The organism is Solwaraspora sp. WMMA2059, assembly GCF_027497315.1.
GTDB lineage: Bacteria > Actinomycetota > Actinomycetes > Mycobacteriales > Micromonosporaceae > Micromonospora_E.
This window is the reverse complement of record NZ_CP114908.1, coordinates 3,714,467-3,739,596: the sequence shown is the minus strand read 5'-3', so window position 1 is coordinate 3,739,596 and position 25,130 is coordinate 3,714,467. Positions and strand designations below refer to the sequence as shown.

The following is a 25,130-nucleotide window of genomic DNA, read 5'->3' as shown; positions in this document are numbered from 1 at the left end:
CCTGTCCGCCGGCGGACCCCCGGCCGGGGGCGTGCCGTGCCCTTGAATCGTGACACGCCGGTAGGTGGTTGTGGGAGTGCGTTGTGCGGTGCCGTGCCCGTGAACCTCGCCGCCTGCGGTCACGACGCCAGGGTCGGAGACCAGCGGTAGCCGCCCGCGTCCTGATCGCCGAGGTGCAGCAACCCGGGTGCCTTGTTGCGCAGCGCGAAGCTCCGCACCTCGGCCAGCGCCGCCGCGTCGGCATCGCGGTCGCCGCCACGCCGCCACGCCGCCACGGCCAACGCCAACGCGATCATCCGGTCGGTGGTCGCGTCGATGTCGGCGAAACCGGCCGCCGCGGCAGCATACAGCTCACCTGCCGCGCGGTTTTCGCCGTCGGCCGCCGCCACCGCCGCGGTCACCGTCCGCAGCGCGGCCTCGGCCCACGGGGTGCGATGCTGCACCCGGTCGAGCATCGCCCGGACCTGCACCGCCGCGCCACGCCCGGCGAACGCGGCGGCGAACGCGGCGGCCGCGATCCACTCGCCGCTGGCCAGCGCGGGCACCTTCGACCAGGACCGGTCCAGCTCGTCGAGCAGCGCTGCAGCCTCCACACCCCGTCCCTGCAGCGCCCGGCACAGTGCGCCCAACCCGAGGCTGTTCCAGTACGGCCGACGGAAGCCGCTGTCCCGGGCCGCGCGCACCGCGTCGGCGACGTCGTCGACCCCGCTCTGGTCGGCCATCGGCACCGGATCGCCGCGCAGCACCCGCAGACACGCCCGTAGGCCCCGTACCTGGATGTCCCACCGGCCACTGGGCGTCGCGACGAAGGCGTCGGCCGCAGCGAGGAAGGCGGCGAAGTCCCCGGCGAAGTAGGCACGCATGGCTTCGCCGGAGTATCCGGTGCTCAGCCCGGAGCCGGAGGCGGCACCGGACATCAGCTCCTGGGCGCCGGACCAGTCGCCCTCTTCACACAACGCGTACGACAGGTTCTGCAGTGCCCGGGGCAGCGCGAGCAGTTGGTGCTCGCGACACATCGCGGTGGCCGCCCGCAGCTCGTCGAGCCCGGACCGGTCCCCGGACTGGTACCGGGCCATGGCAACGGTGATCCGGGCGTTGACCAGCGTCTCGGTCAGCCCCAGCCGGTCGGCGATCTCGGCCGCCGCGCCGGCCGCCGCGACCGCCGGATCCCGTTCCAGGTTGAGCATGTGCAGCCGGCCCAGCTCGGCGTACGCGTCGGCCTTCTGATCGGTGTCCGGCAGCGCGTCGAACAGCTCCACCGCCCGGTCCAGGCAGCGCAGCGCCTCGTCCCGGTCGGTCCGCAGCCAGGCGGCCCGCCCGAGCAGGGTCCAGGCCCGGGCCGCGCACCCCTGATCGTCGACGTCGGCCAGCTGGTCGGCGAGCGTACTCAGCCGTTCGGTGCCCCCGTCGGCGAGGAAACCCGGGCCGTCGCGCAGAAACGCGAGCTCGGCACCGAGCAGTTCGAGCTGCAACCGCTCACCCAGCCCGTCGGTGCCGGCGACGGTCACCAGGCGCAGCGCGCGTTCCACGTGCCCGCTCGCCACGTCCAGCGCGTGTAGGGCGTACGCCCGGCGGGCCGCACGGTGCAGGGCGTCCCGGGCGGCCCCGGCGTACCCGTGGGTCTCCAGACCCAGCGTGTCCGCGATCTCGTGCGCCGCCCACCGGTGGTGGGCCAGCACCTCGGCCAGGTCGGTGTCCCGGTCGCCGGCGAGGGTGTCCAACCAGTCGGCGGTCCGGGCGTGCCGGGCGACCCGTTCGTTACGGGGCAACCGCTGGTAGCAGACGTCGCGGACCAGCACGTGGCGGAACCGGAACTCGGGTTGCTGCGCCATCGTCGAATCCGGCTGTTCGTGGACGAAGTCGCGCTGCTCCAACCGGCGCAGCGCCCGGTCGACCAGCTCCACCGGCTGGCCGAGGGCGGCGGCGACCGCGCCGGGCCAGAACTGCACCCCGACCACGGCGGCGGCGAGCAGCACCGCCCGGTCGGTGGCGTCCAGCAGATCCATCCGGTTGGCGATCACCCCGTGCACACTGTCCGGGATCGGCAGCCGTCCGCTGCGGGTCAACGCCCAACCACGGCCGCTGCGCCGCAACGCCCCCTGCTCCATCAGCATCCGCACGTACTCGTGGGCGTAGAGCGGGTTGCCGTCGGCCACCTCGATCAACGGGCCGAGCAGATCGGCCGAGAACGGCGCCGCGCCGAACATGTGCGCGTACAGCGCGGCCACTCCGGTGTCGCGCAGCGGCGGCAGGGTGATGGTCAGCGCGCCCGGGGTGGTGCCCGCCCAGGCCGGCTCACGGCTGGTCAGCTCGGGCCGGGCGGTGCACAGCAGCAGCAGTGGCACCTGCCGGGCGGAGGCGCCGAGCAGCTCGACGAAGCGCAGCATCGCCTCGTCGGCCCAGTGCAGGTCCTCGAAGACCAGCACGGTCGGTTGCCGGGCGGCCAGGGCGAGCAGGAAGCGCCGCCACGCCGATTCGGTCTCCTCGGCCGGCAGGTTGCGGTGCGGCAGCCCGACCAGTGGGCGCAGCGCGTCGACCAGCCGGTCCGCCTCCGGCCCGACCAGCCCCTGGACCCCGGTGGCCAACTTCTGCTCGGCGACGTTGGCCAGGTCGGTGTCCAGGATGCCGGCCTCGGCCTTGACGATGTCGGCGAGCGCGGCGAACGTGACGTTCTCCCCGAACGGCGGGCACCGGCCGATCCGCCAGGTGACCGGCTGGTCGACCAGCCGTTTGGTGTGCCGCAGCAGTTCCCGGACCAGCCGGCTCTTGCCGATGCCGGCCTGGCCGAGCACGGTGAGCACCTGGGGCCGCTGGTCGCGGATCGACCGGTACAGCGCGTTGACCAGCAGCCCTAGTTCGTGTTCGCGGTCGATCAGCGGGGTCGCGTCGGTCTGCCGGTCGGCCGGCACGGGACGCAACGGGGCCAGTGCCAGCCACACCTCGGTCGGCGACGACCGTCCGCGCAGCGTCACCGCCGGCTGCGGGTCGTAGCGGATAGCCTCCTTGGTCAGCCCGTGCGTGACGCCACACACCAGCAATCCGTCGGTCGGTGCCACCGACTGCATCCGGGATGCGGTGTTGACCACGTCGCCGGCCAGGAACGCCTGGCCACCGTCGCGGGCCGCACCGGTGTCGACCAGCGCCTCGCCGGTGGCCACGCCGATACGGAACCGGAGTCCCTCGCCGGCGGAAGCGGTGAACTCGGTCAGGGCGCGGCGCAGGTCGAGCCCGGCCCGGACGCAGCGCAGGGCGTCGTTCTCGGTGGCCACCGGCGCACCGAACAGCGCCATCACCGCGTCGCCGATGTACTTCTCCACCACCCCGCCGTACTGGCCGACGACCCGACGCGCGATGGAGAAGAAGTTCGTCTGCATCCGCCGGACCTGTTCGGGATCGACCCGTTCCACGTACGGCGTGAAGTTGATCAGGTCGATGAACAGGACGCTGACCCGACGTCGGTCCTCCTGACTCGGCTCGGTCGGCCGTCGGCCGCCCTGCGGCTGCCCGCAGGAGGTGCAGAAGCTCGCGTCGGCCGCCAGCGGGCGTTCGCAGTGCGCGCAGACAGGGATGAGCGCCGTACCGCAGCCGCCGCAGTAGCGGTCGTCGTCGGCCGCGGTCCGGCCACACTTTTCGCACGGGGCAGCGATGCCAGCCTCCTCGCGGGAACGTCGAGTCGGGAGCCTACTGTCGCATCTGGCCACCTGCCCTGGCCAGCGGCTTCGCCTGGCCGGGCGTGGTGGTGCCGGACCCGACCTGCCGGGGTGGCCGGACTCACAGGTCACGGCGGGTGCGTCAGGCCGAGTATCGCCGGTGCGGTCAACTGTCCAAAACCGGGCTGTTGGCTAATGGACAGTCCATCTACGGGTGGTACCGGGCTACATTCATCTGGCCAGATCAGACCGAGCAGGGGAGTCCTGACATGGTGTACGTCAAGTTGGAGCAGGACTGGACGGATCCGTCCGGGGCCAGCCACGGCGCGGGGGAGATGATCGATCTCGACGCCGGCACGCTGGCGAAGTTGCAGGAGGAGGGTGTCGTGGCCGAGGAGTGGATCGGTCCGACCGGGGAGAAGGTCGGCACCAACTGGATCGGCCCGACCAGCAGCCAGCCCTGACGGCGGCAGACGTCAGACCCGGCGGTACGCGCGCCACGCGCGTGCCGCCGGTTTCGTCCTCAGCGGTCGGCCACTCCGGCTCAGCGGTCGGCCATCCCGGCCCGGCGGCGCAGCGCGGCCACGTCGGTCACCACGATCCGCCGACCCTCGGTACGCAGCCAACCTCGGTTGCTGAACGATCCGATCGCCTGGTTGACGCTCTGCCGGGAGCCACCGGCCATCTCCGCCAGTTGGCTCTGGTTCAACTCGATGGTGATCATCGGTGCCTGGCTCTCCCCGGCCAGCCGGACCAGCGTCTTGGCCACCCGACCGGGCAGATCGAGGAAGACGTGATCGGCGTTCTGCTCGGTGAGCCGGCGGATCAGCCCACCGAGCGAGCGCATCACCGCGTCGAGGATGCGCGGGTTGGAGTGCACCAGATCCATGAACGCGCCCCGGGACAACGCCAGCGCGGTGCAGTCCTCGATGGCCTCGGCGGACGCCGACCGGGTCGACGCGTCCAGCAGCGACACCTCGCCGAGCACGTCGGGTGGGCGGACGACGGACAGCACTGCACGTTCGCCGGTCGGCGCGGTGCGGAAGACCGCGACGGCACCCCTCTTGAGCACGATGAGCGATTCGCCCGGGTCGTTCTCGACGAAGAGCAACTGACCCCTGCGGTAGGTGCGGGGTACGGCGGCAGCGATGACCCGTTGCCGGACCTCCGGTTCGAGCCCGGCGAACATGTCCACGCCGGTGAGCGCGTCACCCGGCTCCGGCAGGCGCATCTCCACGGTCCAACCCCTCCCCACCAAGGGCACCATCCCACCGGGGGCACCATCGTGCCCGTCCGGGGTGCATCACCCGACCCAGGCGAACATGAAATAGATACCGTTCGGACAACGGTGTCAACATCAGATCATGGCTGCCGTGTCGCGTGGTGTACACCCCCACAATCATTTCTGTGACAGTCCTGTGCCCGACAAACCGGCAGGCTAGCGGCCAGATCCACCGGCGGGTGGGGGCCGACACGGGGGCCCGGCGGATCCGGCCGTGGGGATGCGGTACCGGTCGGAGCGAGCTGGTCGACAGCGACGCTCCGGCCGGTACCCCGATGGGGGTCTATTTCCGGTATCGGCGAGGATGGCGGTAATGATCTACCGCTACTTCTACGACTGCGAGTTCATCGAGGACGGGCGCCTCGTCGACCTGGTTTCGATCGGTGTCGTCGACGAGCACGGCCGGGAGTTCTACGCGGTCTCTACCGAGTTCGACGGTGCCCGGGCGGTGCCGTGGGTGCGTCGTCACGTGCTCGACAAGCTGCCGTCACCGGCCGATCCGGCCTGGCGGTCCCGGTCACGGATCCGCGACGACCTGTACGCCTTCCTGGTCGCGCCGCTGCGCGACGGTTCGGCCACCGAGTTGGAGCTGTGGGCCTGGTACGCCGCGTACGACCATGTGGCGCTGGCCCAGTTGTGGGGGGCCATGCCGGCCCTGCCCCGGGAGATCCCCCGGTTCACCAAGGACCTGCGGCAGCGGTGGGACGACGTCGGTCGGCCGGATCTGCCGGCGTCCGCCGCCGACCGGCACGACGCGCTCGTCGACGCACGCCACAATCTCGCCCGCTGGCAGGTGATCTGCCGGGCGTACCTGCGGTGACCGGGCCACCGACGGTCCGGTGATCCTCGGGGTCTGCTCGCCCGGTCGCTGGCCGGGCCGATAAAGTGCGCACTGACGGCCCGCCCCGGGCCGGCAATGATGCCGACGGTCTGACCGGACTTCGTTCCTGGGGCTCGAGTGGGTCTACCGCACAGTTTCCTGGAGGATGAGCGGATCATGCGTATCGGCGTGCTCACCGGCGGCGGCGACTGCCCCGGCCTGAACGCAGTGATCAGGGCGGTGGTGCGTAAGGGCGTCGCCAGCTACGGTCACGAGTTCATCGGATTCCGCGACGGCTGGCGCGGACCGCTGGAGGGGCTGAGCCGGCCTCTCGGTATCAACGAGGTACGGGGCATCCTGCCCCGGGGTGGCACCATCCTCGGTTCGTCCCGGACCAACCCGTTCAAGATCGACGGCGGGGTCGAGCGGATCAAGGAGAACCTGGCGTCCCAGGGCGTGGACGCCCTGGTAGCGATCGGCGGCGAGGACACCCTCGGCGTCGCCACCAAGCTGCACGAACTCGGCGTCCAGGTGGTCGGCGTGCCGAAGACGATCGACAACGACCTCGGCGCCACCGACTACACCTTCGGCTTCGACACCGCGGTCAACATCGCGATGGAGGCCATCGACCGGCTGCACACCACCGCCGAGAGCCACCACCGCACCCTGGTGGTCGAGGTCATGGGTCGGCATGCCGGCTGGATCGCGCTGCACGCCGGACTCGCCGGCGGGGCGAACGTGATCCTGCTGCCGGAGCGCGAGTTCGACGTCGAGCAGGTCGCCACCTACGTCGAGAAGCGCTTTCAGAAGCAGTACGCCCCGATCGTGGTGGTCGCCGAGGGCGCCCACCCGATGGAGGGCCAGATGGTCCTGCAGAACAAGGAGCTTGACTCCTTCGGCCACGTCCGACTCGGCGGCATCGGCCAGTGGCTCGCCGAGCAGCTGGAGGCCAAGACGGGCAAGGAGGCCCGGACCGTCGTGCTGGGGCACATCCAGCGCGGCGGCACCCCCACCGCCTTCGACCGGGTGCTCGCCACCCGGCTCGGCCTGCACGCCATCGACGCCGCCAACGACGGAGACTGGGGCAAGATGGTCGGTATCCGGGGGACCGACATCGTCCGGGTGCCGTTGGCCGAGGCGACCCGGGAGCTCAAGACCGTGCCACTGGAGCGCTACACCGAGGCCGAGGTCTTCTTCGGCAGCTGACGACCGATTTCGGGCCGGGATGGGCGGCTCTCGCCAGGGCGCCGCTCCGCCCGGTCCGGCGCGGTTCGGTTCGGTCCGGTTCTGGTTCGTCGCGGTTCGGTTCGGACCGGTTCGAGAGAGGATGACGTACGGATGTCTCCCGGCGCGCACAAGGTAGCCGTGATCGGTGCCGGCAAGATCGGCGAACTGGTCCTCTCCGGCCTGTTGCGGGCCGGCTGGCCGGCCGATCAACTGCTGGCCACGACCCGGCGGCGGGAGCGGGCCGAGGACGTCGCGGTGCGCTACGGCGTGTCGGTGGTGGACAACCACACCGCAGTGGCCGAGGCGGAGGTGCTGGCCGTGGCGGTCAAGCCGCAGGACGCCGCCACCCTGCTGGACCAGATCGGCCCCAAGGTGCCGGCGGACAAGCTGGTCGTTTCGCTCTGCGCGGGCCTGCCGACCGAGTTCTTCGCCCGCCGGCTACCGGACGGCACCCCGGTGGTACGGGTGATGACCAACACCCCGGCGCTGGTGGACCAGGCGATGACCGCCATTTCCGCTGGCCGGCACGCCACCGCCGCGCATCTGGCCCTCGCCGAGGAGATGTTCCAGCCGCTCGGTGTCACGATCCGGGTGCCGGAGACCCAGCAGGACGCGGTCACCGCGTTGTCCGGTTCCGGCCCGGCCTATTTCTACCTGCTGGTCGAGGCGATGATCGACGCCGGAATTCTGCTCGGGCTGCCCCGCCAGGTGGCGCACGACCTGATCGTGCAGACGGCGATCGGTTCGGCGGTGATGCTGCGGGACTCCGGCGAGCATCCGGTCAAGCTGCGCGAGGCCGTCACCTCGCCGGCCGGCACCACCATCTCGGCCATCCGCGAGCTGGAGAACCACGGGGTCCGGGCGGCGCTGCTCGCCGCCCTGGAAGCGGCCCGCGACCGTGCTCGGGAGTTGGCCGCGCAGCACGGCTGAGGTATTCATTCACGCTCACCCTCTTCCGCTGAACGTGTCGGTGTGGCTACCGTTTGCGACATAGGTGGTCGTAGGTGGCTCGACGGGAATGAAGCCCGCCGGAGCTGAGCGACCGCCGCACCGGCGTCGTGTCGTGACTTCCCCTGCGGCGACGTCGACAGCCGGCCCTGGCTGCCCCCCTGCGGCCGGCTGCCGGGCGCGTTCCGCCGACGCGCCCAGTGCCGCCGCCGGCGCACGGCGACCGGCGGCGGCCCGGGGCAGCCGTCCGGGTCAGTGGCCGTGCCGGGCGGTCGGGCCGCAGTCCGGCGGCCTTGTGTAACGGTCGGCCGCAGTCCTCCGGTGACCGGTCGACCCACGAAGAGTGGTGATGGACCATACTGGCGAACGTGTTCACCCTCGCCCAGGCACGCCACCTGATGGCAACCCTCCGTCCACGGATCGACGAGTTGGTCCTGCTCCGCGCTGACCTGGCTGAGTTGCGGGCGGATCTGGCGGCCGGATCGGACAGCCCGCACGGCGGTCTGGCCGAGGTGAAAGGGCTGGAAGCGCGGATCTACGGGATTCTCGACGAGCTGAACGAGCAGGAGATCCAGGTCAAGGGCGTCGCCCCGGTGCTGCTCGACTTCCCGGGCGAGCTGGACGACCGTCCGGTCCTGTGGTGCTGGCTGGAGGGCGACGGCGAGATCCGCTGGTACCACCGCCTGGAGTGCGGGTTCTCCGGCCGCCGCCGGATCTGAGCCCCGGGTTCGTCCCGCGCGGTCCCCGCTGCTGTCGGGATGACACCTGGTCGAGTCGCAGCCATCGAGATATCGACATCTTGACGAACCGGTCGATGTGTGAGTAGCGTCTCAGGCACTTTATGGAAAGTTTCCTAACTAAATGGGGAGACGCCTGATGAGAAGATCACTGCGCCGCGCCGTCTGGGCCGGGGCGCTGGCCGTGGTGACGGCTGCGGCGGCGGTGCCGGTCACTGCGGCGTTCGGCGCCGGCACCATCTCCGCCAGCTTCGTCGCCAGCTCCGACTGGGGTACCGGACACGAGGTCCGGGTGACGGTCGCCAACGGCTCCGACGCCACCGTCGGCACCTGGCGGATCGAGTTCGACCTGCCGGCCGGTACCACCATCAGCAGCTTCTGGGACGCCGACGTGACGCGCAGCGGCAACCGGTACACCGCGGTGAAGAAGAGCTGGGCCGGTGGTCTCGCGCCAGGAGCCTCGTTCAGCTGGGGATACATCGGCACCGGCGCCTTCCGGGCACCGCAGAACTGCACCATCAACGGGGTCTCCTGCGCAGGCGGCCCGGCCCCGACCACCGCGCCACCTCCGACGACGGCGCCGCCTACCACCGCGCCGCCCACCACGCCACCGCCGACGACTCCGCCCCCGCCGCCCGGTGGGCAGAAGGTGGTCGGGTACTTCACCCAGTGGGGGGTCTACGCCCGCAACTACCACGTGCGCAACATCCACACGAGTGGGTCGGCGTCGAAGATGACTCACATCATGTACGCCTTCGGCAACACCGCCGGTGGGCGCTGCGCCATCGGGGACAGCTACGCCGATTACGAGAAGGCGTACACCGCCGCGGACAGCGTCGACGGGGTCGCCGACACCTGGGACCAGCCGTTGCGGGGCAACTTCAATCAGCTGCGCAAGCTCAAGGCGATGTATCCGCACCTGAAGGTGATCTGGTCGTTCGGCGGCTGGACCTGGTCCGGCGGCTTCACCCAGGCCGCGCAGAACCCGGCCGCGTTCGCCGAGTCCTGCTACAACCTGGTCGAGGACCCGCGCTGGGCGGACGTGTTCGACGGTATCGACATCGACTGGGAGTACCCCAACGCCTGCGGCCTGACCTGCGACTCCAGCGGTCCTGCGGCATTCCGGAACCTGATCTCGGCACTGCGTGACCGGTTCGGGTCGAGCGCGCTGGTGACCGCGGCGATCACCGCGGACGGCAGCAACGGCGGCAAGATCGACGCGGCCGACTACGCCGGAGCGGTCGGCGACCTGAACTGGATCATGCCGATGACGTACGACTACTTCGGTGCCTTCAACGCGCAGGGACCGACCGCCCCGCACTCGCCCCTGACCTCGTACCCGGGAATCCCGCAGCAGGGCTTCTGGTCGGACGCGGCGATTCAGAAGCTGAAGAGCAAGGGCATCCCGGCGAACAAGCTGCTGCTCGGCATCGGCTTCTACGGTCGGGGCTGGAGCGGCGTCAGCCAGAGCGCTCCGGGGGGCACCGCCACCGGTCCGGCGCCGGGCACCTACGAGCAGGGCATCGAGGACTACAAGGTGCTCAAGAACACCTGTCCGGCGACCGGCACCGTCGGCGGCACCGCGTACGCCAAGTGCGGCAACAACTGGTGGAGCTACGACACCCCGGCCACCATCGGCGGCAAGATGAACTACGCCAAGGGGCAGGGCCTCGGCGGGGCGTTCTTCTGGGAGTTGTCCGGCGACACCGGCAACGGTGAACTGGTCAGCGCGATCCGCACCGGTCTCGGCTGAGGCTGAAACCACCACCCGCACGGGTGTCCGGGGGCGGCGGGTACGCCGCCCCCGGACACCCGGCTCGGGTCACCTGCGGTTGGCGTACTCCTGGTAGGCCTTGACCACCTCGGTGCTCGGCCCGTCCATGCGGATCACGCCGGACTCCAGCCAGATACTGCGCTCACAGGTGTCCAGAATCGACTTGTTGCTGTGGCTGACCAGGAAGACGGTCCCGGCCTCGGCCCGCAGCTCACGGACCCGTTCCTCGCTGCGCCGCTGGAACGCGGCGTCGCCGGTGGCCAGCGCCTCGTCGATCATCAGCACATCGTGGCTCTTCGCGGCGGCGATCGAGAACCGCAGTCGGGCCGCCATACCCGACGAGTAGGTCCGCATCGGCAGCGACGCGAAGTCGTCCCGCTCGTTGATGCCGGAGAACTGCACGATCCCGTCGTACTTCGCCCGCACCTCCGCCGGGCTCATCCCCATCGCCAGGCAGCCGAGCACCACGTTGCGTTCGCCGGTCAGGTCGTTCATCAGAGCGGCGTTCACCCCGAGCAGGGACGGCTGGCCCTGGGTGTATACCTTGCCGCGGCGCGGCGGCAGCAGGCCGGCCACCGCGCGCAGCAGGGTCGATTTGCCGGAGCCGTTGCTGCCGATCAGCCCGATCGCCTCGCCGCGGTGCGCCACGAAGCTGACGCCGCGGATGGCGTGCACCTCGCGTACCGTCGGGGCCTGCTTGCGGGTCGCGATCCGCCGCAGCGCCGCGACGGGGCTGTTGCGCCCGCCGCCGCCGGTGTTGATCCGGTAGACGACGTGCAGGTTGTCGACGATCACGGTGGGCACCCGGGTGTCGGCCCCGGAAGCCGGTGCGTCCAGCAGGTCAGCCACGGCCGTACTCCTCCTCCGCGCGCCAGAAGTAGATGAAGCCCACCACACCCACCAGCACGGCCCAGCCGCCGGCCGCCGGCCACAGGTACCCGGGCGGGCTGCCCATCGAATCCATCAACGCGTAGCGGACCAGGTCGATGTATACCGCCATCGGGTTGAACTGCAGCACGGTGACCACCCAGCCGGGCAGGTCGCCGGTGAACCGGTCGATGCTGTAGAACACGCCGGACGAGTACAGCCAGGTCCGCATCACGAACGGCAGCAGTTGGGAGAGGTCACTGGTGCGGGCCGCCCAGCGGGCCACCATCATGGCCAGCCCGCCGCTGAACAGCGTCTGCAGCAGCAGCGCCGGGATCAGCAGCAGCCAGCTGAGGTCGATCCACTCACCGGTGGCCAGCATGATCACCGCCAGCACGGCCATCGACGGGGCGAGTTGCTGCACCTGCACAAGCACCGAGGTCAACGGCAGGCTGGCCCGGGGGAAGTGCACCGCCCGGATCAGGTTCATGTTGTCGCCGATCGACCGGGCCGAGGTGGTCACCGCCTGCTGGGTGAAGGTGAAGATGAAGATCCCGGTGCAGAGGTACGCGATGTAGTTGTCGATGCCGCGGTCGGTGCCCAGCAGCAGCCCGAAGACCAGGAAGTAGACCCCGGCGTTGGCCAGCGGGGTGATCACCTGCCAGATCTGACCCAGCCGGGCGTTGGTGTACATGGCGATCAGCCGGGCGTTGGAGTACGCCCAGATGAAGTGCCGCCGTGACCACAACTGCTTGACGTAGGCACCCAGCGACGGGCGGGCACCGCTCACCGCCAGGCCGTGTTGTCGGGCCAGCTCGGCGAGGGTGGGCCCGCTGTCCGGTTCCAGCGTCACGGTCGTGCCACTGGTTGGCTGCCGCATCCGATCTGTCCTTCCATCAGCCAACGCTGCCGCTCGTGCACACCCGTGCCCCTCTCCGACGGGTACCTCTCGTCCCGGACGCCGCGACGACGGTGCCGCGCGACCCGATGGCACGGGTGGTGCCGGACCGGTGAGGCCGGTTCATGCCCGGCTGCTCATCTTTCATGTCCGATGGCACGGAACGATACCGTCGCGTCCTGACGGAAACGGTAGGGGAGGCGACGACGATACGCAACCGTACCGTCGTGCGGTTACACTGGCTCGAATGCAGGGCGACGGAAAGCGACCGCCGGCGGGCGCGGCGGTACTGCGGGAGGATGTGACGCAGGCGATCCGGGCTGCCGCGTTGCAGGAACTGGCCGCAGTCGGCTACGGCAGGATGTCGATCGAAGCGGTGGCCCGCCGGGCCGGGGTCGGCAAGACCGCCGTCTACCGGCGGTGGGGTTCAAAACTGGAGATGGTCATCGGGATCGTCTCCGAGGTCGCGGTCGGGGTGACCGCCGTGCCGGACAGCGGCTCGCTGCGCGGTGACCTTGAGCTGGTGCTGACCATCGCGGCCCGGGCGCTGCGGCATCCGTTGGCCGGGCAGATCGTGCCGGACCTGCTCGCCGAGGCGGCCCGCAACCCGGCGATCGCGCAGACCCTGCAGGCAGCCCTGCGGGACAACCAGCGGGGGATCGGCACCCTGGTGACGAACCGGGCGGTGCGGCGGGGCGAACTGCCCGCCGACACCGATCCCGACTTCGTCGTCGACCTGATGGTCGGCCCGCTCTACTGGCGGCTCGCGGTGGCCCGTACCCCGCTGCCGCGCGGCTACGTCGCCCGGCTGGCCGCCTCGGTCGCCGGTGCCCTCACCGCCGGGGCGGCAACGGACCCGGCGGCCAACCCGGCTACCGGTCCGTCAGTTCCCCCTGCCACCGGCTGATGTCGGCGGCCACCTCCCGGACCTCGCCGTGGCCGACCAGCTGCACCCGCCACGGCAGGGCCGGCCCGGCGACCCGGTCCGCGGTGACCGCCGTGCCGTGCCGGGCGACCACGAACCGGGCGGCCTCGGACCCGTCCAACGCCGGCACCGACACCTGCACCTGTTGCCCGTCGGCGAGCTGGTACACCGCCAGGGTCACCCCGTCGACGTACGGGTAGTCCGGTCGGTCCGCGTTCGCCCCGAGCGGCAGCACCGTGCCGGGGCGCACCAGCACCGGCACCTGGTCGAACCCGACCGTCCGGCGCACCCAGCCCGGGCCGGTGACCTCCTCACCGGTCTGCAGGTGGGTCCAGGTGCCGGCCGGCAGGTAGAAGTCCACCTGCCCGTCGGCCCGGAACGCCGGCGCCACCAGCAGACTGTCCCCGAGCAGATACTGCCGCTCCAGATGGGTCACCGCAGGGTCGTCCGGGAAGTCGGCGACCAGTGGGCGCATCACCGGGATCCCGTCCCGATGGGCCAGTACCGCCTGACCGAACAGGTACGGCATCAGCCGGGCCTTGAGCCGGGTGAAGACCCGCAGCACGTCGACCGCCTCTTCGTCGAACGTCCACGGCACCCGGTAGGTCTGGCTGCCGTGCAACCGGCTGTGCGAGGAGAGCAGCCCGAACGGGATCCAGCGCTTGAACACCTCCGGCGCCGGCCGGCCCTCGAAACCGCCGATGTCGTGACTCCAGAAGCCGAATCCGGACATCGCCAGCGACAGCCCGCCACGCAGGCTCTCCGCCATCGACTCGAAGGTGGATTCGCAGTCACCGCCCCAGTGCACCGGGAACTGCTGCCCGCCGGCGGTCGCCGACCGGGCGAACAGCACCGCCTCGCCCTCGCCGCGGTGCTCCCGGAGCAGGTCGAACACCGTCCGGTTGTACAGGTGCGTGTAGTAGTTGTGCATCCGTTCGGGGTCGGCGCCGTCGTGCCAGACCACGTCGGTCGGGATCCGCTCACCGAAGTCGGTCTTGAACGCGTCGACACCCATGTCCAGCAACGCCCGCAACTTGTCGGCGTACCAGCGCCGGGCGTCCGGGTTGGTGAAGTCGACCAGACCCATCCCGGCCTGCCAGAGGTCGCACTGCCAGACGTCGCCGTCGGCGGTCCGGACCAGGTAGCCCCGCGCCGCCCCCTCGGCGAACAGGGCCGACCGCTGCGCGATGTACGGGTTGATCCACACACAGATCTTCAGGTCCCGCTTGCGTAGCCGTTCCAGCATCAGCTCAGGCTCGGGAAAGACCTGCGGATCCCATTCGAAGTTCGACCAGTGGAACTCGCGCATCCAGAAACAGTCGAAGTGGAACACCGACAGCGGCAACTCCAGCTCCGCCATGGTGTCGATGAACGAGCTGACCGTCTGCTCGTCGTAGGAAGTGGTGAACGAGGTGCTCAGCCACAGCCCGAACGACCAGGCCGGCGGCAGGGCCGGGCGGCCGGTCAGGGCGGTGTACTTGCGCAGGATCTCGCGCGGCGTCGGGCCGTAGATGACCAGGTACTCCAGGCTCTGCCCGGCGACGCTGAACGACACTCGGGAGACCACCTCGGAGCCGACTTCGAACGAGACCAGTCCGGGGTGGTTGACGAACACCCCGTACCCGCCGGTGGTGAGGTAGAACGGGACGTTCTTGTACGCCTGCTCGCTGCTGGTGCCGCCGTCCTCGTGCCAGATGTCGACCACCTGACCGTTGCGGACCAGCGGACCGAACCGTTCGCCGAGTCCGTACACCGTCTCGCCGACGCCGAGGCTGAGCTGTTCCCGCACGTACGACCCGTCGTCGGTGTCCAACGCGGCCATGCTCTTGTAGCCGCTGCCGGTGAGCACCCGGCCGGCGGCCACGAACTCGAGCCGCCAGCTGTCGCCCCGGGCGAACCGGGCGGTCAACTCACCCGAGGTGATGCTGGCGTACTCGGCCTCATCGGTCACCTGGACGTCGGTGTCCGGCTCGATGGCCAGGGCGAAGTCCGGATGCCGGCGCCGCCGGCCGAGGAAGTGTCCCACCTGGACGGAAATCACGTCGGGAGCGGGGGAGGTGCAGCGTACGGTGAGCAGCGGCTGGTTGAGGGTGTCGCCGCGACCGGTGATCCGTCTGGTCGGGGCGTACACCGTCAGTGCCGACGGCTCGACCTCGACGTCGTGCACCTGAGCCGGATAGAGCGGCCGTACGCCGTCGCGCATCCGCCAGTAGCCGTTGCTGAATTTCATCGCACTCTCTCTCGGGTCAGGTCCTACTTGACCGCGCCGGCCATCACACCCCGGGTCAGGGTGCGCTGGAAGATCAGGAAGAACAGCACCGCCGGCACGATGCCGAGCAGCGCTGACGCGCTGGTGGTGGTGGCGTCCATCATCCGGTCTCCCTGCAGGACGCCGAGCGCGACCGGAACCGTCTGCTTGTCGTTGGAGATCAGGAAGATCAGCGGCAGGAAGAACTCGTTCCAGGTCCAGATGAAAAAGAAGGTGAACAGCACCGACAGGGTCGGCCAGCTGGTCGGCACCACCACCTTCCACAGCACCCGCCACTTGCCCGCCCCGTCCATCGCGGCGGCCTCCAGCAACTGTCGCGGGAAGTCCCGGAACACCGAGGAGAGCAGATAGGTGCCGAACGCCGCCTGGATCGCGGTGAAGATGATGATGACGGCGATCCGGCTGTTGTACAGACCAACCTGTTTGGACAAATAGTAGAGCGGGTAGACCAGCGCCTCCTGCGGCAGCAGGTTGGCCAGCAGGAAGAACATCAGGAACGCGATCCGACCCCGCAGGCGACCGATCCCGATAGCGTACGCGTTGAGCACCGAGATCAGCACCGCTAGTACGGCGACCGTGGCGCTGATCAGGAAGCTGTTCCACAGCTTCTCGCCGAAGTCGACCCGGAACCAGAAGTCGACGATGCCGCGCAGGTAGAGCTCACCGGGTAGCGAGAGTGGACCATCCGCGGCGTACTCGGCCGGCGCCTTGACCGCGTTGAGGGCCACAACCAGGAACGGCGCCAGCACCAGCAGGGTGAGCACGGTCAATGCGGTCAGGACGGTCGACGCGGTCAGCCGGCCGGGCCGGCCGCGCCGGGCAGGTGGGGTGGCGGCGACCATCTCAGCTCCCTTCCAGGCGCTCATCGCGGGTCTGGATCCGCAGGAACACATAGGTCAGTATCATGATGATGACGGTCAGTACGGTGGCGATCGCCGCGCCGTATCCGGCGTTGGCCTTCTCAAAGAAGTTCTGGTAGGCGAAGTACGACGGCACCAGGGTGGCGTTGCCTGGACCACCCCGGGTCAGCACGAAGATCTGCCCGAAGATCTTCAGCGCGGCGATGGTGGTGGTGACCAGTACGACGTAGATCTCCGGCTTGATCTGATGCACCGCGATCCGGGTGAAGCGCTGGAACCAGCCGGCACCGTCGAGATCGGCCGCCTCGTAGAGTTCCGGATCGACCCGCTGCAGGCCGGCCATGAACATCACGACCGGGTAGCCGAGCTGGAACCAGACCATCACCGCCATGACGCTGAACAGGGCGTAGGCCGGGTCGCCGAGCCAGTTCTGGGCGAGGGCGCCAAGGCCGACGCGGTCCAGGATCGAGTTCAGCGCGCCGTAGCTGGGGTGCAGGATCCAGCCCCAGACAATGCCGGTCACCGCGACCGGCAGCACCTGCGGCAGGTAGAGGCCGGACCGGAAGACGCTGGCCGTACGTGGGCCGATGCGTTTGGCCACGTAGTCGAACAGGACCGCGGCGAGGAACAGGCCGAGCAGCGTCGGCAGCACCGCCATCGCGAGGATGATGAACCCGATGTTGCGGAACGAGACCCAGAAGTTGGTGTCGCGCAGCAGCCGATCGTAGTTGTCGAACCCGATCCACTCCGGCGTCCCGACACCGGACCAGCGGGTGAAGCTGATCCCGATGTTCATCAGCAGTGGCACGACGATCACGGCGAGGAACAGCGCGATCCCGGGCAGCAGGAAGGCGACGTATCCGTAGTCCGCCTTCCGAACGCCGGTGCCGGCGCGGGGGTGGGGGCGGGTGAGCGGCTTAGCCATGGAACCTCCCGGAGCGGACCGTGCGTCGGGGACCGGCGTCCCCGACGCGCGGTCGTCGCTCACTCGCCGATGCTGGCCAGGTTGTCGTTGTACGGCTTGGCGATCTCGTCGAGCACCTCGTCCGGTGACTTGCTGTCGTTGATCAGCTGCTGGACCCCGGCGACCAGGACGTCGTAGTAGCCCGGTGCCGGCCAGTCCGGGTAGAAGGCCAGCCCGTCGGAGTCGTTGAGCGTGTTGAAGTTCTCGATCAGCTCCTTGGCCTTCGGGTTGGTGATCGCGGCCGGGTCCGCGGCCAGCGGCACCCCGCCGGACTCGCCGAGCAGGTTCTGGATGTCCGGCTGCATGGTGATGTCGATGAAGTCGTAGGCGAGGTCCTTGTTCTTGGCGTTGCTCGGCACCACCCAGATGTTTCCGCCGGAGCCGGGGTGCAGGTCGCTGCCGGGGAAGAGGAAGGTGCCCCACTCGAAGTCGGTGATCTCGTCGCTCATCCGGCCGTACCACCAGCTGCCGGAGATCATGATCGGGAAGCTGCCCTGGGTGAAGGCGACGCCCATGTCCTCGGCCTTGATGCCGGCGGAGTCGGCGCCGATGTAGCCCTTGTCGACCCACTCGGCGAACGTGGTGGCCGCGTAGCTGAACTCCGGACCGTGGAAGTCGACCGGGTTGGCGTACAGCTGGAAGTCGTCGACAAAGGACCGGTCGGCCCGGGTCAACGCCAACTCGTAGAGGATCTGCTGGGCCGGGTACTCGGCGCCGCCGACCGAGATCGGAGTGACGCCGTTGTCGACGAAGGTGTCCAGGACGCCTTCGAACTCGGCGAAGGTGGTCGGCACCGACAGGTCGTACTCGGCGAACATGTCCTTGTTGTAGTAGACCATCACGAATTCGCCGTAGTTGGGGATGCCGTACCAGGTGTCGCCACCCATCACCCCGTTGCCGTCGTACCTGCAGGTGGTGGCGACGCTCGGCGAGATCATCTCGTCCCAGCCGCGTTCGGCCACCACGTCGCTGAGGTCGGTGAGCAGGCCTTGCTTGGACAGCAGACCGGCGCTCGCGTTGCCCTTGTTGTACTCCAGGATGTCCGGGCCCTCGTCGGAGTTGAGGATCATGCCGGCGTTCTGCCGGATCTGCTCAAAGCCCTTCTCCTCGTAGACCACGGTGACGCCGGGATGGCTGGCCTCGAACTGCTTGATGGCTTCGGCCCAGGCGATGCCCATGGCGCTGTTGACGCCTTCGTAGTGCCACAGGCGCAGGGTGCTGCCGTCGCCGCTGTCGTCGGCATCGGCGCCGCAGGCCGACAGGGTCAGGGCGGTAGCGGTGAGTGCGGCGGCTATCAGGGTGCGGGTGCTTGTTATCTGTCGACGGAACATTTCCAGCCTCCTCGCGGGTGTGCCGCAGGGGCGGCGCGGTGCGGGCGCCGCCACGGGGACAGGGGTCGGGTGAAGGTCACGGACCGCGGTGAGGCCGCCCGCTGGCGGCGGGGGCTCGAACGCGGCTGATCGGTGAAGGGGGCGACTTGGTTGTCGAAACGCTTCGACGAAGCGATTCGACAAGGAAGCTACGACTGTGTTGACGGCATGTCAATCCCATGACGGATCAGTTTCCGCCGGTCCGGTCGTAGACTCGGCGGCTGGTGACGGCGGCCTGCCGCGACATCGGCCAGCGGCACGGGAGGGATCGAATGCGGACCAGCGCGCTGCGGATGCGGACCAGGTCGCTACCAGCCTGCGGCATGGCCGTCGGCACCCTGGCCCTGCTGATATCGACGGCCACCGGCTGCACCGTCAGCCCGCAACCACAGCCGGAACCGACCGGGACGGACGTGCCTATTGGTGCCGAAGAGTCCCGGCGGCTCGTGCAGGACTACCTCGACGCGATGGTCGCCAAGGACCTCGACAAAGGGCGCGCCCAACTCTGCGCCGCGACTCAGGAGATCTTCGACGCGAGCGCCACCGGCCCCAACGGCGACTTCGCCGAGTCGTTGATGGTGGAGCAGGGGGAGATCGTGGCTTCCCGGCCGGTCCCGGTCGGCCACGAGGTCACCGCCACCGTCACCGCTGCCGTCGGATCCACCACGCTCCGGGCCGGGCCTGAGACGATCCAGGTCCGTCTCGTGTTCACCGTGACGCCGGTCGGCGCCGGTGACGGCGACTGGTGCATCCACGACGAGACAACGGCGCCGACGGACCAGCCCAGCGGTGCCGGCACCGCCCCGGCTAGCGGACCACCTCCCGCCCCGGCGGGCGAGCCCGGCACCGCCCCGGCGGGGTGAGCCCGGTGCCGGCCCGGCCGGCGGGTCCGTCGCCGCGCCGCCGGTCTAGGCTTTGGCCATGGGCCAAGAATGGCATCAGTTGAGCTACCCGTCGGTCGGGCACCCGAGCCTGCAGACCAGCCGTCCCGCCGCCAACTCGGTCGAGGACGAGGCGTTCGGACTGGACCGGTGGCGTGGCCTGCCCCGGGCACAGACACCGCCCTGGCCGGATCCGGCCGTCGTCGACGAGGTGTGCCAGGTGCTGGGCAACGTCCCGTCGGTGGTCGCCCCGTACGAGGTCGACCAGTTGCGGGAGCGGCTGGCGCTGGTCTGTGACGGCAAGGCCTTCCTGCTGCAGGGCGGCGACTGCGCCGAGACCTTCACCGACAACACCGAGAGCCACCTGCTGGCCAACGCCCGTACCATCCTGCAGATGGCGGTGGTGCTGACGTACGGCGCGTCGCTGCCGGTGGTCAAGGTGGCCCGGGTCGCCGGTCAGTACACCAAGCCCCGATCCGCGCCGACCGACGCGCTCGGGCTGCCCGCGTACCGCGGCGACATGATCAACTCGCTGGACACCACGGCCCAGGCCCGGATCGCCGATCCGCAGCGGATGATCCGGGCGTACGCCAACTCCGCCGCCGCGATGAACATGCTCCGCGCCTACCTCGCCGGTGGGCTGGCCGACCTGCACGCGGTGCACGACTGGAACAAGGGGTTCGTCAAGCGGTCCCCGGCCGGCGAACGCTACGAGGCGATCGCCCGGGAGATCGACCGGGCGTTGGCGTTCATCCAGGCCTGCGGGATGACCGACGACGAGGCGTTGCGGACCGTCACCCTCTACTGCTCGCACGAGGCGCTCGCGCTGGAGTACGACCGGGCGCTGACCCGGATCTCCGGTGACCGCCCCTACGGACTGTCCGGGCACTTTCTGTGGGTCGGCGAGCGGACCCGGCAGATCGACGGCGCGCACATCGACTTCATCTCCCGCATCGCCAACCCGATCGGCGTCAAGCTGGGCCCGGGCACCAGCCCCGAGCAGGCCCTCGAGCTGTGCGAGAAGCTCAACCCGGACAACATCCCCGGCCGGCTCACGCTGATCAGCCGGATGGGCAACCACAAGGTCCGCGACGCGCTGCCGCCGATCGTGGAGAAGGTCACCGCCGCCGGTGCCCGGGTGGTGTGGCAGTGCGACCCGATGCACGGCAACACCCACGAGTCGTCCAACGGCTACAAGACCCGACACTTCGACCGGATCGTCGACGAGGTGCTCGGCTACTTCGAGGTGCACCGGGGCCTGCTGACCCACCCCGGTGGTCTGCACGTCGAGTTGACCGGTGAGGACGTCACCGAGTGCCTCGGCGGCGCCCAGGCGATCGAGGACATCCACCTGCCGGACCGCTACGAGACCGCCTGCGATCCGCGGCTCAATACCCAGCAGTCCCTGGAGCTGGCCTTCCTGGTCGCGGAGATGCTCCGTGGCTGAGCCGACCCCGCTCGGCAGCGCCGCCGGGCCGGTGGTCGACCTGCGGTCGGACACCGTCACCCGGCCGACGCCGGGGATGCGGGCGGCGATGGCCGCCGCCGAGGTCGGCGACGACGTGTACGGCGAGGATCCGACGGTCAACGCGCTGGAGTCCGAGGTCGCGGCGATGTTCGGGCACGAGGCCGGACTGTTCGCCCCGACCGGTTCGATGGCCAACCAGGTCGCCCTGCAGACCCTGGTGCCGCCCGGCGGCGAGTTGCTCTGCGACGCCGACGCACACGTGGTCACCTACGAGGTCGGTGCTGCGGCGGCGTACGGCGGGATCTCCTCGCGGACCTGGCCGGCCGCCGGCGGTGACCCGGACCCGGACCTGGTCGCGGCGATGATCCGGCCGGCCGGCTTCGGCGCGGTGCCGACCCGGGCGGTCGCCGTCGAGCAGACCCACAACCGCTCCGGCGGGCAGATCATCGGTACGCCGGTGCTGCGCCGCCTCCGCGAGGTGACCGCCGCGGCCGGGGTGGCGCTGCACTGCGACGGTGCCCGGATCTGGCACGCCCACGTCGCCGACGGCGTGCCGCTGGCCGACTACGGCGCGTTGTTCGACACCGTCTCGGTGTGCCTGTCCAAAGGGCTCGGCGCACCGGTCGGCTCGGTGCTGGTCGGCAGCGCCGAGCGGGTCGCGGCCGCCCGCGTCCTGCGTAAGCGGATGGGCGGCGGGATGCGTCAGGCCGGGGTGCTCGCCGCCGCCGGGCGGTACGCCCTGGCGCACCACGTGGACCGGCTCGCCGACGACCATGTGCGGGCGGCCCGACTGGCGCAGGCGTTGGAGCCGTACGGTGTGGCGTGCCCGGACCAGGTGCGCAGCAACATCGTCGGTCTCGATCTGACCAAGACCACGCTGGACGCCCCGGCACTGGCCGAGGCGGCCCGGGCCGACGGGGTGCTGGTGTCGGTGCTCGGGCCGACCGCCGCCCGGCTGGTCACCCACCTGGACGTCGACGACACGGCGGTGGACCGGGCGGGCGAGGTGCTCGGCGCCATTCTGCGCCGCTAGCGCACAGTCGCCGCCTCGACCAGGCGACGCAGCGTCGCGACGTCGGCGGCGTGCCCGACGTGCTTCTCGCTCGGCGTCTCGACCAGCACCGGCACGCCGGCAGTGGCCGGATGCCGCATCAGCTCGGCGAACGCCGCCTCGCCGATCATGCCCGCGCCGATCGTCTCGTGCCGGTCCCGGGTGGACCCGCAACCGTCGCGGGAGTCGTTGGCGTGCACCAGCCGCAGCCGGTCCGCCCCGACGGCGTCGACCAGCGCGTCGATCGTCGCGGTCATGCCACCCGGGCCGGCCACGTCGTGCCCGGCGGCCCACGCGTGGCAGGTGTCGAAGCAGACGCCCATCCGGGGATGCCAGTCCACCGCGGCGAGGTACGGCCGCAGATGCTCCACCCGGGACGCCAGCGACCGGCCGCCGCCGGCGCTCGGCTCGACCAGCAGCATCGGTCCGTCGGCGGCCTCGGCGGCGTCCAGCAACGGCAGCAGCGCCTCGCGGACCTGCCGCATAGCGGTGTCGGCGTACCCGTCGTCGACGGCGCTGCCGGCGTGGAAGATGACCGCCTCGGCGCCGATCGCCCGGCCCCGGCGCAGCGCGTGCGCCAGGGTCGCGGCAGAGCGTTCCACCGTGGCGGCGGTCGGCGATCCGAGGTTCACCAGCAGCGAGGCGTGGATGTACGCGCGCAGCCCACGCTCGGCGCAGCCGTCGCGGAACGCCACGTCCTGGGCCGGGTCGCCGTCGGGCATCGCCCAGCCGCGCGAGTTGCCGATGTACACCTGCACCACCTCGGAGGCGGCCGCGTCGGCGTACGGCAGCGCGGCTCGGGCCAGCCCGCCCGAGGTGGGCGTGTGCGAGCCGACCGGCCGGTGCCCGGCGGAACCGTCGACCGACATCTCAGAGACAGCCGATCACGATCTCGGTGCCGGGCGGCACCTCGGACCCGTCGTTGGGGCTCTGGTAGCGGACCGTGCCGTTGGGGTTGAAGTCGACCCGGACCGGGAAGCCCAGGCCCTGCAGTTCGGCCAGCGCCTCCTGACAGGGCCGGTCGATCATCCTCGGCACGACGACCGCCGGCGGGCCCTCGCTCACCCTGAGCTTGATCTCCGTACCCTCTTCCACCCCGGCGCCGTCCGCCGGCTCCTGACCGATGACCTGGTCCTTCGGCTTGTCCGACTCCTCGGAGGCGACCAGCGGCTCGAGCTTGAGCTCCTCCAGCATCCGCCGGGCCTCGTCGACGTCGAGCCCCACTACGTTGGGCACGGTGATCGGGGCCCGGCCCTTGCTGACCGTCACCTTCACCACCTCGCCGGCCTGCACCTCGGTGCCGACCGGCGGGTCGACGGCGGCCACCACGCCGGCGGGCAGGTTGTCGTCGTACCGGTCGGCCGCCTGCTCCAACACCAGCTGCGCCTTCTCCAGGTCGACCCGGGCCAGGTCGAGCGTCTTGCCGACCACGTCGGGCACCGCGTAGCGCTCGGGACCGAGGGAGAAGGTCAGGGTGATCTCGCCGCCGCGGACGATCCGGCCGTTGCTGGGCGGATCCTGGGCCAGCACCAGATCCCGGGCGACGTTCTCGTCGTGCCGGGGGTCGGCGACGCTGATCGTGAGGCCGCGCTGCGCGGCCAGTGCCTGTGCCTGCGCCTGGTCGAGGCCGACCATGCTGGGCGCGACGGTGTACCGGCCGGCCCCGAGCCACCAGCCGCCGACCCCGAGTAGCAGCAGGAACACCAGCGCCCCGGCGATCGCCGCCAGCCGGGCCCGCGGGTTCTCCACCAGCCGGTCCCGCAGCCCGCCCAGGCCTGCGCCGCCGGGCTGCTCGGTGCTCTTCGCCCGGCTCCGCTCGGTGCTGCGCCGCCGGCCGGGAGCCGGGTCGGCTCCGCCGCTGGCCATCACCGGTGGCCCACCGGCGGCGGCCGAGCGGACCACGGTGCTGGAGGCGGCCCGTCGGCGCGGTGCCGACCGGTCCCGTCGGTCCTTCGGCTCCGGCAGTCGGGCCCAGGACGGGCGCTCGGCCTCCGGCACCGGCGAGACCGCCATCGTGGGCTGCGCCAGTTGGCGCAGCACCGCCGTATTGGCGCTCGCGTTGCCGAGATCGTCGCGGACCACCTGGACGTCGGACAGCAGCGCTCCGGCGTCGGTGGGGCGTTCACCCGGATCCCGGCGGGTTGCCCGCACGACCAGGTCGTCGACCATCGCCGGGACACCCGGCACCGACTGCGACGGCGGTGGCACGTCCTGGTCGACGTGCTGCCAGGCGACCTCCGCCGGGCGGTCACCGTCGTAGGGCACCCGACCGGTGAGCATCTCGAACAGCACGATGCCCGCCGAGTAGACGTCGGTACGCGGATCGGCCCGGCCCTGGGTGACGAGCTCCGGCGCCACGTACGCCACGGTGGCCATCAGTTGACCGCCGCCGGCCTCGGCGCTGGCCTGCACCGCCTGGGCCAGGCCGAAATCGGCGACCTTCACGACGCTGTCGATCAGGTTCCCGGCGCCGCCGGTCGGCGCCTCGGCGACCAGCACGTTTTCGGGTTTGACGTCGCGGTGCACCAGGCCGGCCCGGTGGGCGGCACCGATCGCTGCCAGCATCTGCTCCAGGATCGCCAGCGCCTCGCCCGGGTTGAGCCGCCGTCGCTCGGCCAGCACGTCGCGCAGCGTCCGGCCCCGGACGTACTCCATCACCAGGTACGGCAGCCCGAGGTGGGTGCCCTGGTCGTAGACGGCGACCACGTTGGGGTGGGTCAGCCGGGCGATGGTCTTGGCCTCGTCGGTGAACCGGTCGAGGAACCCGGCATCGCGACCCTGCACGTCGTTGAGCTGGGTCGGATGGATGATCTTCAGCGCGACGGTGCGCTCGAGCCGTTCGTCGGTCGCCGTGTACACGGTCGCCATGCCACCCCGCGCCACCCGGGCACGGATCCGGTACCGCCCGTCGATCAACGAGCCCAGCAGCGAGTCGGCGACCTGTGTGTCCATCGGCAGGCAGTCTATGCGGCCGCAGGGGGAGGGCAGAACTCCGATCAGGCCGGGTCCGCCGAACCGGGCCAAACCGTTACCTGCCGGCAGCGCACGGCAACCAACTGGCAACCCGCCCAGGCCCACCGAACGGCGACCCGGCGCGGCGCAACCGGACGGGCCCCTGGCGCGCCAGGACGGGGTCAGT

General features: G+C 70.5%; 20 protein-coding genes. 10 read left to right on the top strand and 10 right to left on the bottom strand.

From position 1 onward, the window contains the following. Positions 1–119: 119 nt before the first annotated feature. A complete protein-coding gene (locus O7553_RS17000) occupies positions 120–3,701 on the bottom strand; it encodes an adenylate/guanylate cyclase domain-containing protein (protein WP_281550727.1) in 3,582 nt (1,193 codons plus the stop codon). A 218-nt stretch (positions 3,702–3,919) separates the two neighbouring features. Here O7553_RS17000 and O7553_RS16995 point away from each other — a divergent pair, with 218 nt between their 5' ends. Beyond that, entirely contained in the window at positions 3,920–4,114 is a 195-nt protein-coding gene (locus O7553_RS16995; protein ID WP_281550726.1) for a hypothetical protein, read from the top strand. A gap of 80 nt (positions 4,115–4,194) precedes the next feature. Here O7553_RS16995 and O7553_RS16990 read toward each other — a convergent pair whose 3' ends face one another. Further along, positions 4,195–4,887: a Crp/Fnr family transcriptional regulator gene (locus tag O7553_RS16990; RefSeq protein ID WP_281550725.1), complete on the bottom strand. Its 693-nt coding sequence runs from the start codon at positions 4,885–4,887 to the stop codon at positions 4,195–4,197. A 358-nt stretch (positions 4,888–5,245) separates the two neighbouring features. Between O7553_RS16990 and O7553_RS16985 the strand changes: the two genes are divergently transcribed. The 5 genes from O7553_RS16985 (at position 5,246) to O7553_RS16965 (ending at position 10,417) form a co-directional block, all read left to right on the top strand. Further along, the gene (locus O7553_RS16985) at positions 5,246–5,752 is read left to right on the top strand and encodes a polyadenylate-specific 3'-exoribonuclease AS (protein ID WP_281550724.1); all 507 of its coding nucleotides are present in this window, start codon (positions 5,246–5,248) and stop codon (positions 5,750–5,752) included. 177 nt (positions 5,753–5,929) lie between these two features. After that, complete coding sequence (locus O7553_RS16980) at positions 5,930–6,958, top strand: 6-phosphofructokinase (protein ID WP_281550723.1); 1,029 nt, start codon at positions 5,930–5,932, stop codon at positions 6,956–6,958. Positions 6,959–7,090: 132 nt separating this feature from the next. Next, a complete protein-coding gene (gene proC, locus O7553_RS16975; protein ID WP_281550722.1) occupies positions 7,091–7,909 on the top strand; it encodes a pyrroline-5-carboxylate reductase in 819 nt (272 codons plus the stop codon). Between the two features lie 386 nt (positions 7,910–8,295). Further along, complete coding sequence (locus tag O7553_RS16970; protein WP_123602715.1) at positions 8,296–8,646, top strand: DUF2203 domain-containing protein; 351 nt, start codon at positions 8,296–8,298, stop codon at positions 8,644–8,646. A gap of 157 nt (positions 8,647–8,803) precedes the next feature. Next, positions 8,804–10,417, top strand: coding sequence for a glycosyl hydrolase family 18 protein (locus O7553_RS16965; RefSeq protein WP_281550721.1), 1,614 nt, complete (start codon positions 8,804–8,806; stop codon positions 10,415–10,417). Positions 10,418–10,486: 69 nt separating this feature from the next. Here the strand turns inward: O7553_RS16965 and O7553_RS16960 are convergent, their stop codons facing one another. Beyond that, a complete protein-coding gene (locus O7553_RS16960) occupies positions 10,487–11,287 on the bottom strand; it encodes an ABC transporter ATP-binding protein (RefSeq protein ID WP_278170321.1) in 801 nt (266 codons plus the stop codon). Continuing rightward, entirely contained in the window at positions 11,280–12,185 is a 906-nt protein-coding gene (locus O7553_RS16955) for an ABC transporter permease (RefSeq protein WP_281550720.1), read from the bottom strand. Before O7553_RS16955 ends, O7553_RS16960 begins: the two co-directional genes overlap by 8 nt. Before the next feature lie 265 nt (positions 12,186–12,450). On the opposite strand from O7553_RS16955, the gene O7553_RS16950 reads away from it, so the two are divergent. Continuing rightward, the gene (locus O7553_RS16950; RefSeq protein WP_281550719.1) at positions 12,451–13,110 is read left to right on the top strand and encodes a TetR/AcrR family transcriptional regulator; all 660 of its coding nucleotides are present in this window, start codon (positions 12,451–12,453) and stop codon (positions 13,108–13,110) included. Here the strand turns inward: O7553_RS16950 and yicI are convergent. Genes yicI through O7553_RS16930 form a run of 4 tightly spaced genes read right to left on the bottom strand, consistent with a single transcriptional unit; the run spans position 13,076 to position 18,552 of the window. Beyond that, the gene (yicI, locus tag O7553_RS16945; protein WP_281550718.1) at positions 13,076–15,358 is read right to left on the bottom strand and encodes an alpha-xylosidase; all 2,283 of its coding nucleotides are present in this window, start codon (positions 15,356–15,358) and stop codon (positions 13,076–13,078) included. The two genes, O7553_RS16950 and yicI, sit on opposite strands and share 35 nt — an antisense overlap. A 23-nt stretch (positions 15,359–15,381) precedes the next feature. Continuing rightward, positions 15,382–16,263, bottom strand: a complete 882-nt coding sequence (locus O7553_RS16940) for a carbohydrate ABC transporter permease (protein WP_281550717.1) — start codon at positions 16,261–16,263, stop codon at positions 15,382–15,384. Then, positions 16,241–17,182, bottom strand: coding sequence for a sugar ABC transporter permease (locus O7553_RS16935; protein WP_281550716.1), 942 nt, complete (start codon positions 17,180–17,182; stop codon positions 16,241–16,243). Before O7553_RS16935 ends, O7553_RS16940 begins: the two co-directional genes overlap by 23 nt. Positions 17,183–17,241: 59 nt before the next feature. Further along, positions 17,242–18,552: an extracellular solute-binding protein gene (locus O7553_RS16930; protein WP_281550715.1), complete on the bottom strand. Its 1,311-nt coding sequence runs from the start codon at positions 18,550–18,552 to the stop codon at positions 17,242–17,244. A gap of 311 nt (positions 18,553–18,863) precedes the next feature. On the opposite strand from O7553_RS16930, the gene O7553_RS16925 reads away from it, so the two are divergent. Genes O7553_RS16925 through O7553_RS16915 form a run of 3 tightly spaced genes read left to right on the top strand, consistent with a single transcriptional unit; the run spans position 18,864 to position 21,973 of the window. Continuing rightward, the gene (locus O7553_RS16925; RefSeq protein ID WP_281550714.1) at positions 18,864–19,454 is read left to right on the top strand and encodes a hypothetical protein; all 591 of its coding nucleotides are present in this window, start codon (positions 18,864–18,866) and stop codon (positions 19,452–19,454) included. Positions 19,455–19,512: 58 nt separating this feature from the next. Beyond that, positions 19,513–20,919 carry a 3-deoxy-7-phosphoheptulonate synthase class II gene (locus O7553_RS16920; protein WP_281550713.1) on the top strand — a complete coding sequence of 469 codons (1,407 nt, stop codon included), beginning with the start codon at positions 19,513–19,515 and terminating at the stop codon, positions 20,917–20,919. Between the two features lie 31 nt (positions 20,920–20,950). Continuing rightward, entirely contained in the window at positions 20,951–21,973 is a 1,023-nt protein-coding gene (locus tag O7553_RS16915; RefSeq protein WP_281555638.1) for a GntG family PLP-dependent aldolase, read from the top strand. On the opposite strand, the gene O7553_RS16910 is transcribed toward O7553_RS16915, so the two are convergent. Together O7553_RS16910 and pknB are read right to left on the bottom strand one after the other, a co-directional pair. Further along, positions 21,970–22,860: a deoxyribonuclease IV gene (locus O7553_RS16910; protein ID WP_281550712.1), complete on the bottom strand. Its 891-nt coding sequence runs from the start codon at positions 22,858–22,860 to the stop codon at positions 21,970–21,972. The genes O7553_RS16915 and O7553_RS16910 overlap by 4 nt on opposite strands. Position 22,861: 1 nt before the next feature. After that, a complete protein-coding gene (gene pknB / locus O7553_RS16905) occupies positions 22,862–24,943 on the bottom strand; it encodes a Stk1 family PASTA domain-containing Ser/Thr kinase (RefSeq protein ID WP_281550711.1) in 2,082 nt (693 codons plus the stop codon). Positions 24,944–25,130: the final 187 nt, after the last annotated feature.

Coding starts and splice junctions, on each gene's coding strand:
- O7553_RS16910 (WP_281550712.1), bottom strand. CDS start 22,860: ATGTCGGTCGACGGTTCCGCCGGGCACCGGCCGGTCGGCTCGCACACG.
- pknB (WP_281550711.1), bottom strand. CDS start 24,943: ATGGACACACAGGTCGCCGACTCGCTGCTGGGCTCGTTGATCGACGGG.
- O7553_RS16955 (WP_281550720.1), bottom strand. CDS start 12,185: ATGCGGCAGCCAACCAGTGGCACGACCGTGACGCTGGAACCGGACAGC.
- proC (WP_281550722.1), top strand. CDS start 7,091: ATGTCTCCCGGCGCGCACAAGGTAGCCGTGATCGGTGCCGGCAAGATC.
- O7553_RS16980 (WP_281550723.1), top strand. CDS start 5,930: ATGCGTATCGGCGTGCTCACCGGCGGCGGCGACTGCCCCGGCCTGAAC.
- O7553_RS16995 (WP_281550726.1), top strand. CDS start 3,920: ATGGTGTACGTCAAGTTGGAGCAGGACTGGACGGATCCGTCCGGGGCC.
- O7553_RS16950 (WP_281550719.1), top strand. CDS start 12,451: ATGCAGGGCGACGGAAAGCGACCGCCGGCGGGCGCGGCGGTACTGCGG.
- yicI (WP_281550718.1), bottom strand. CDS start 15,358: ATGAAATTCAGCAACGGCTACTGGCGGATGCGCGACGGCGTACGGCCG.
- O7553_RS16930 (WP_281550715.1), bottom strand. CDS start 18,552: ATGTTCCGTCGACAGATAACAAGCACCCGCACCCTGATAGCCGCCGCA.
- O7553_RS16935 (WP_281550716.1), bottom strand. CDS start 17,182: ATGGCTAAGCCGCTCACCCGCCCCCACCCCCGCGCCGGCACCGGCGTT.
- O7553_RS16925 (WP_281550714.1), top strand. CDS start 18,864: ATGCGGACCAGCGCGCTGCGGATGCGGACCAGGTCGCTACCAGCCTGC.
- O7553_RS16920 (WP_281550713.1), top strand. CDS start 19,513: ATGGGCCAAGAATGGCATCAGTTGAGCTACCCGTCGGTCGGGCACCCG.
- O7553_RS16965 (WP_281550721.1), top strand. CDS start 8,804: ATGAGAAGATCACTGCGCCGCGCCGTCTGGGCCGGGGCGCTGGCCGTG.
- O7553_RS16985 (WP_281550724.1), top strand. CDS start 5,246: ATGATCTACCGCTACTTCTACGACTGCGAGTTCATCGAGGACGGGCGC.
- O7553_RS16940 (WP_281550717.1), bottom strand. CDS start 16,263: ATGAGCGCCTGGAAGGGAGCTGAGATGGTCGCCGCCACCCCACCTGCC.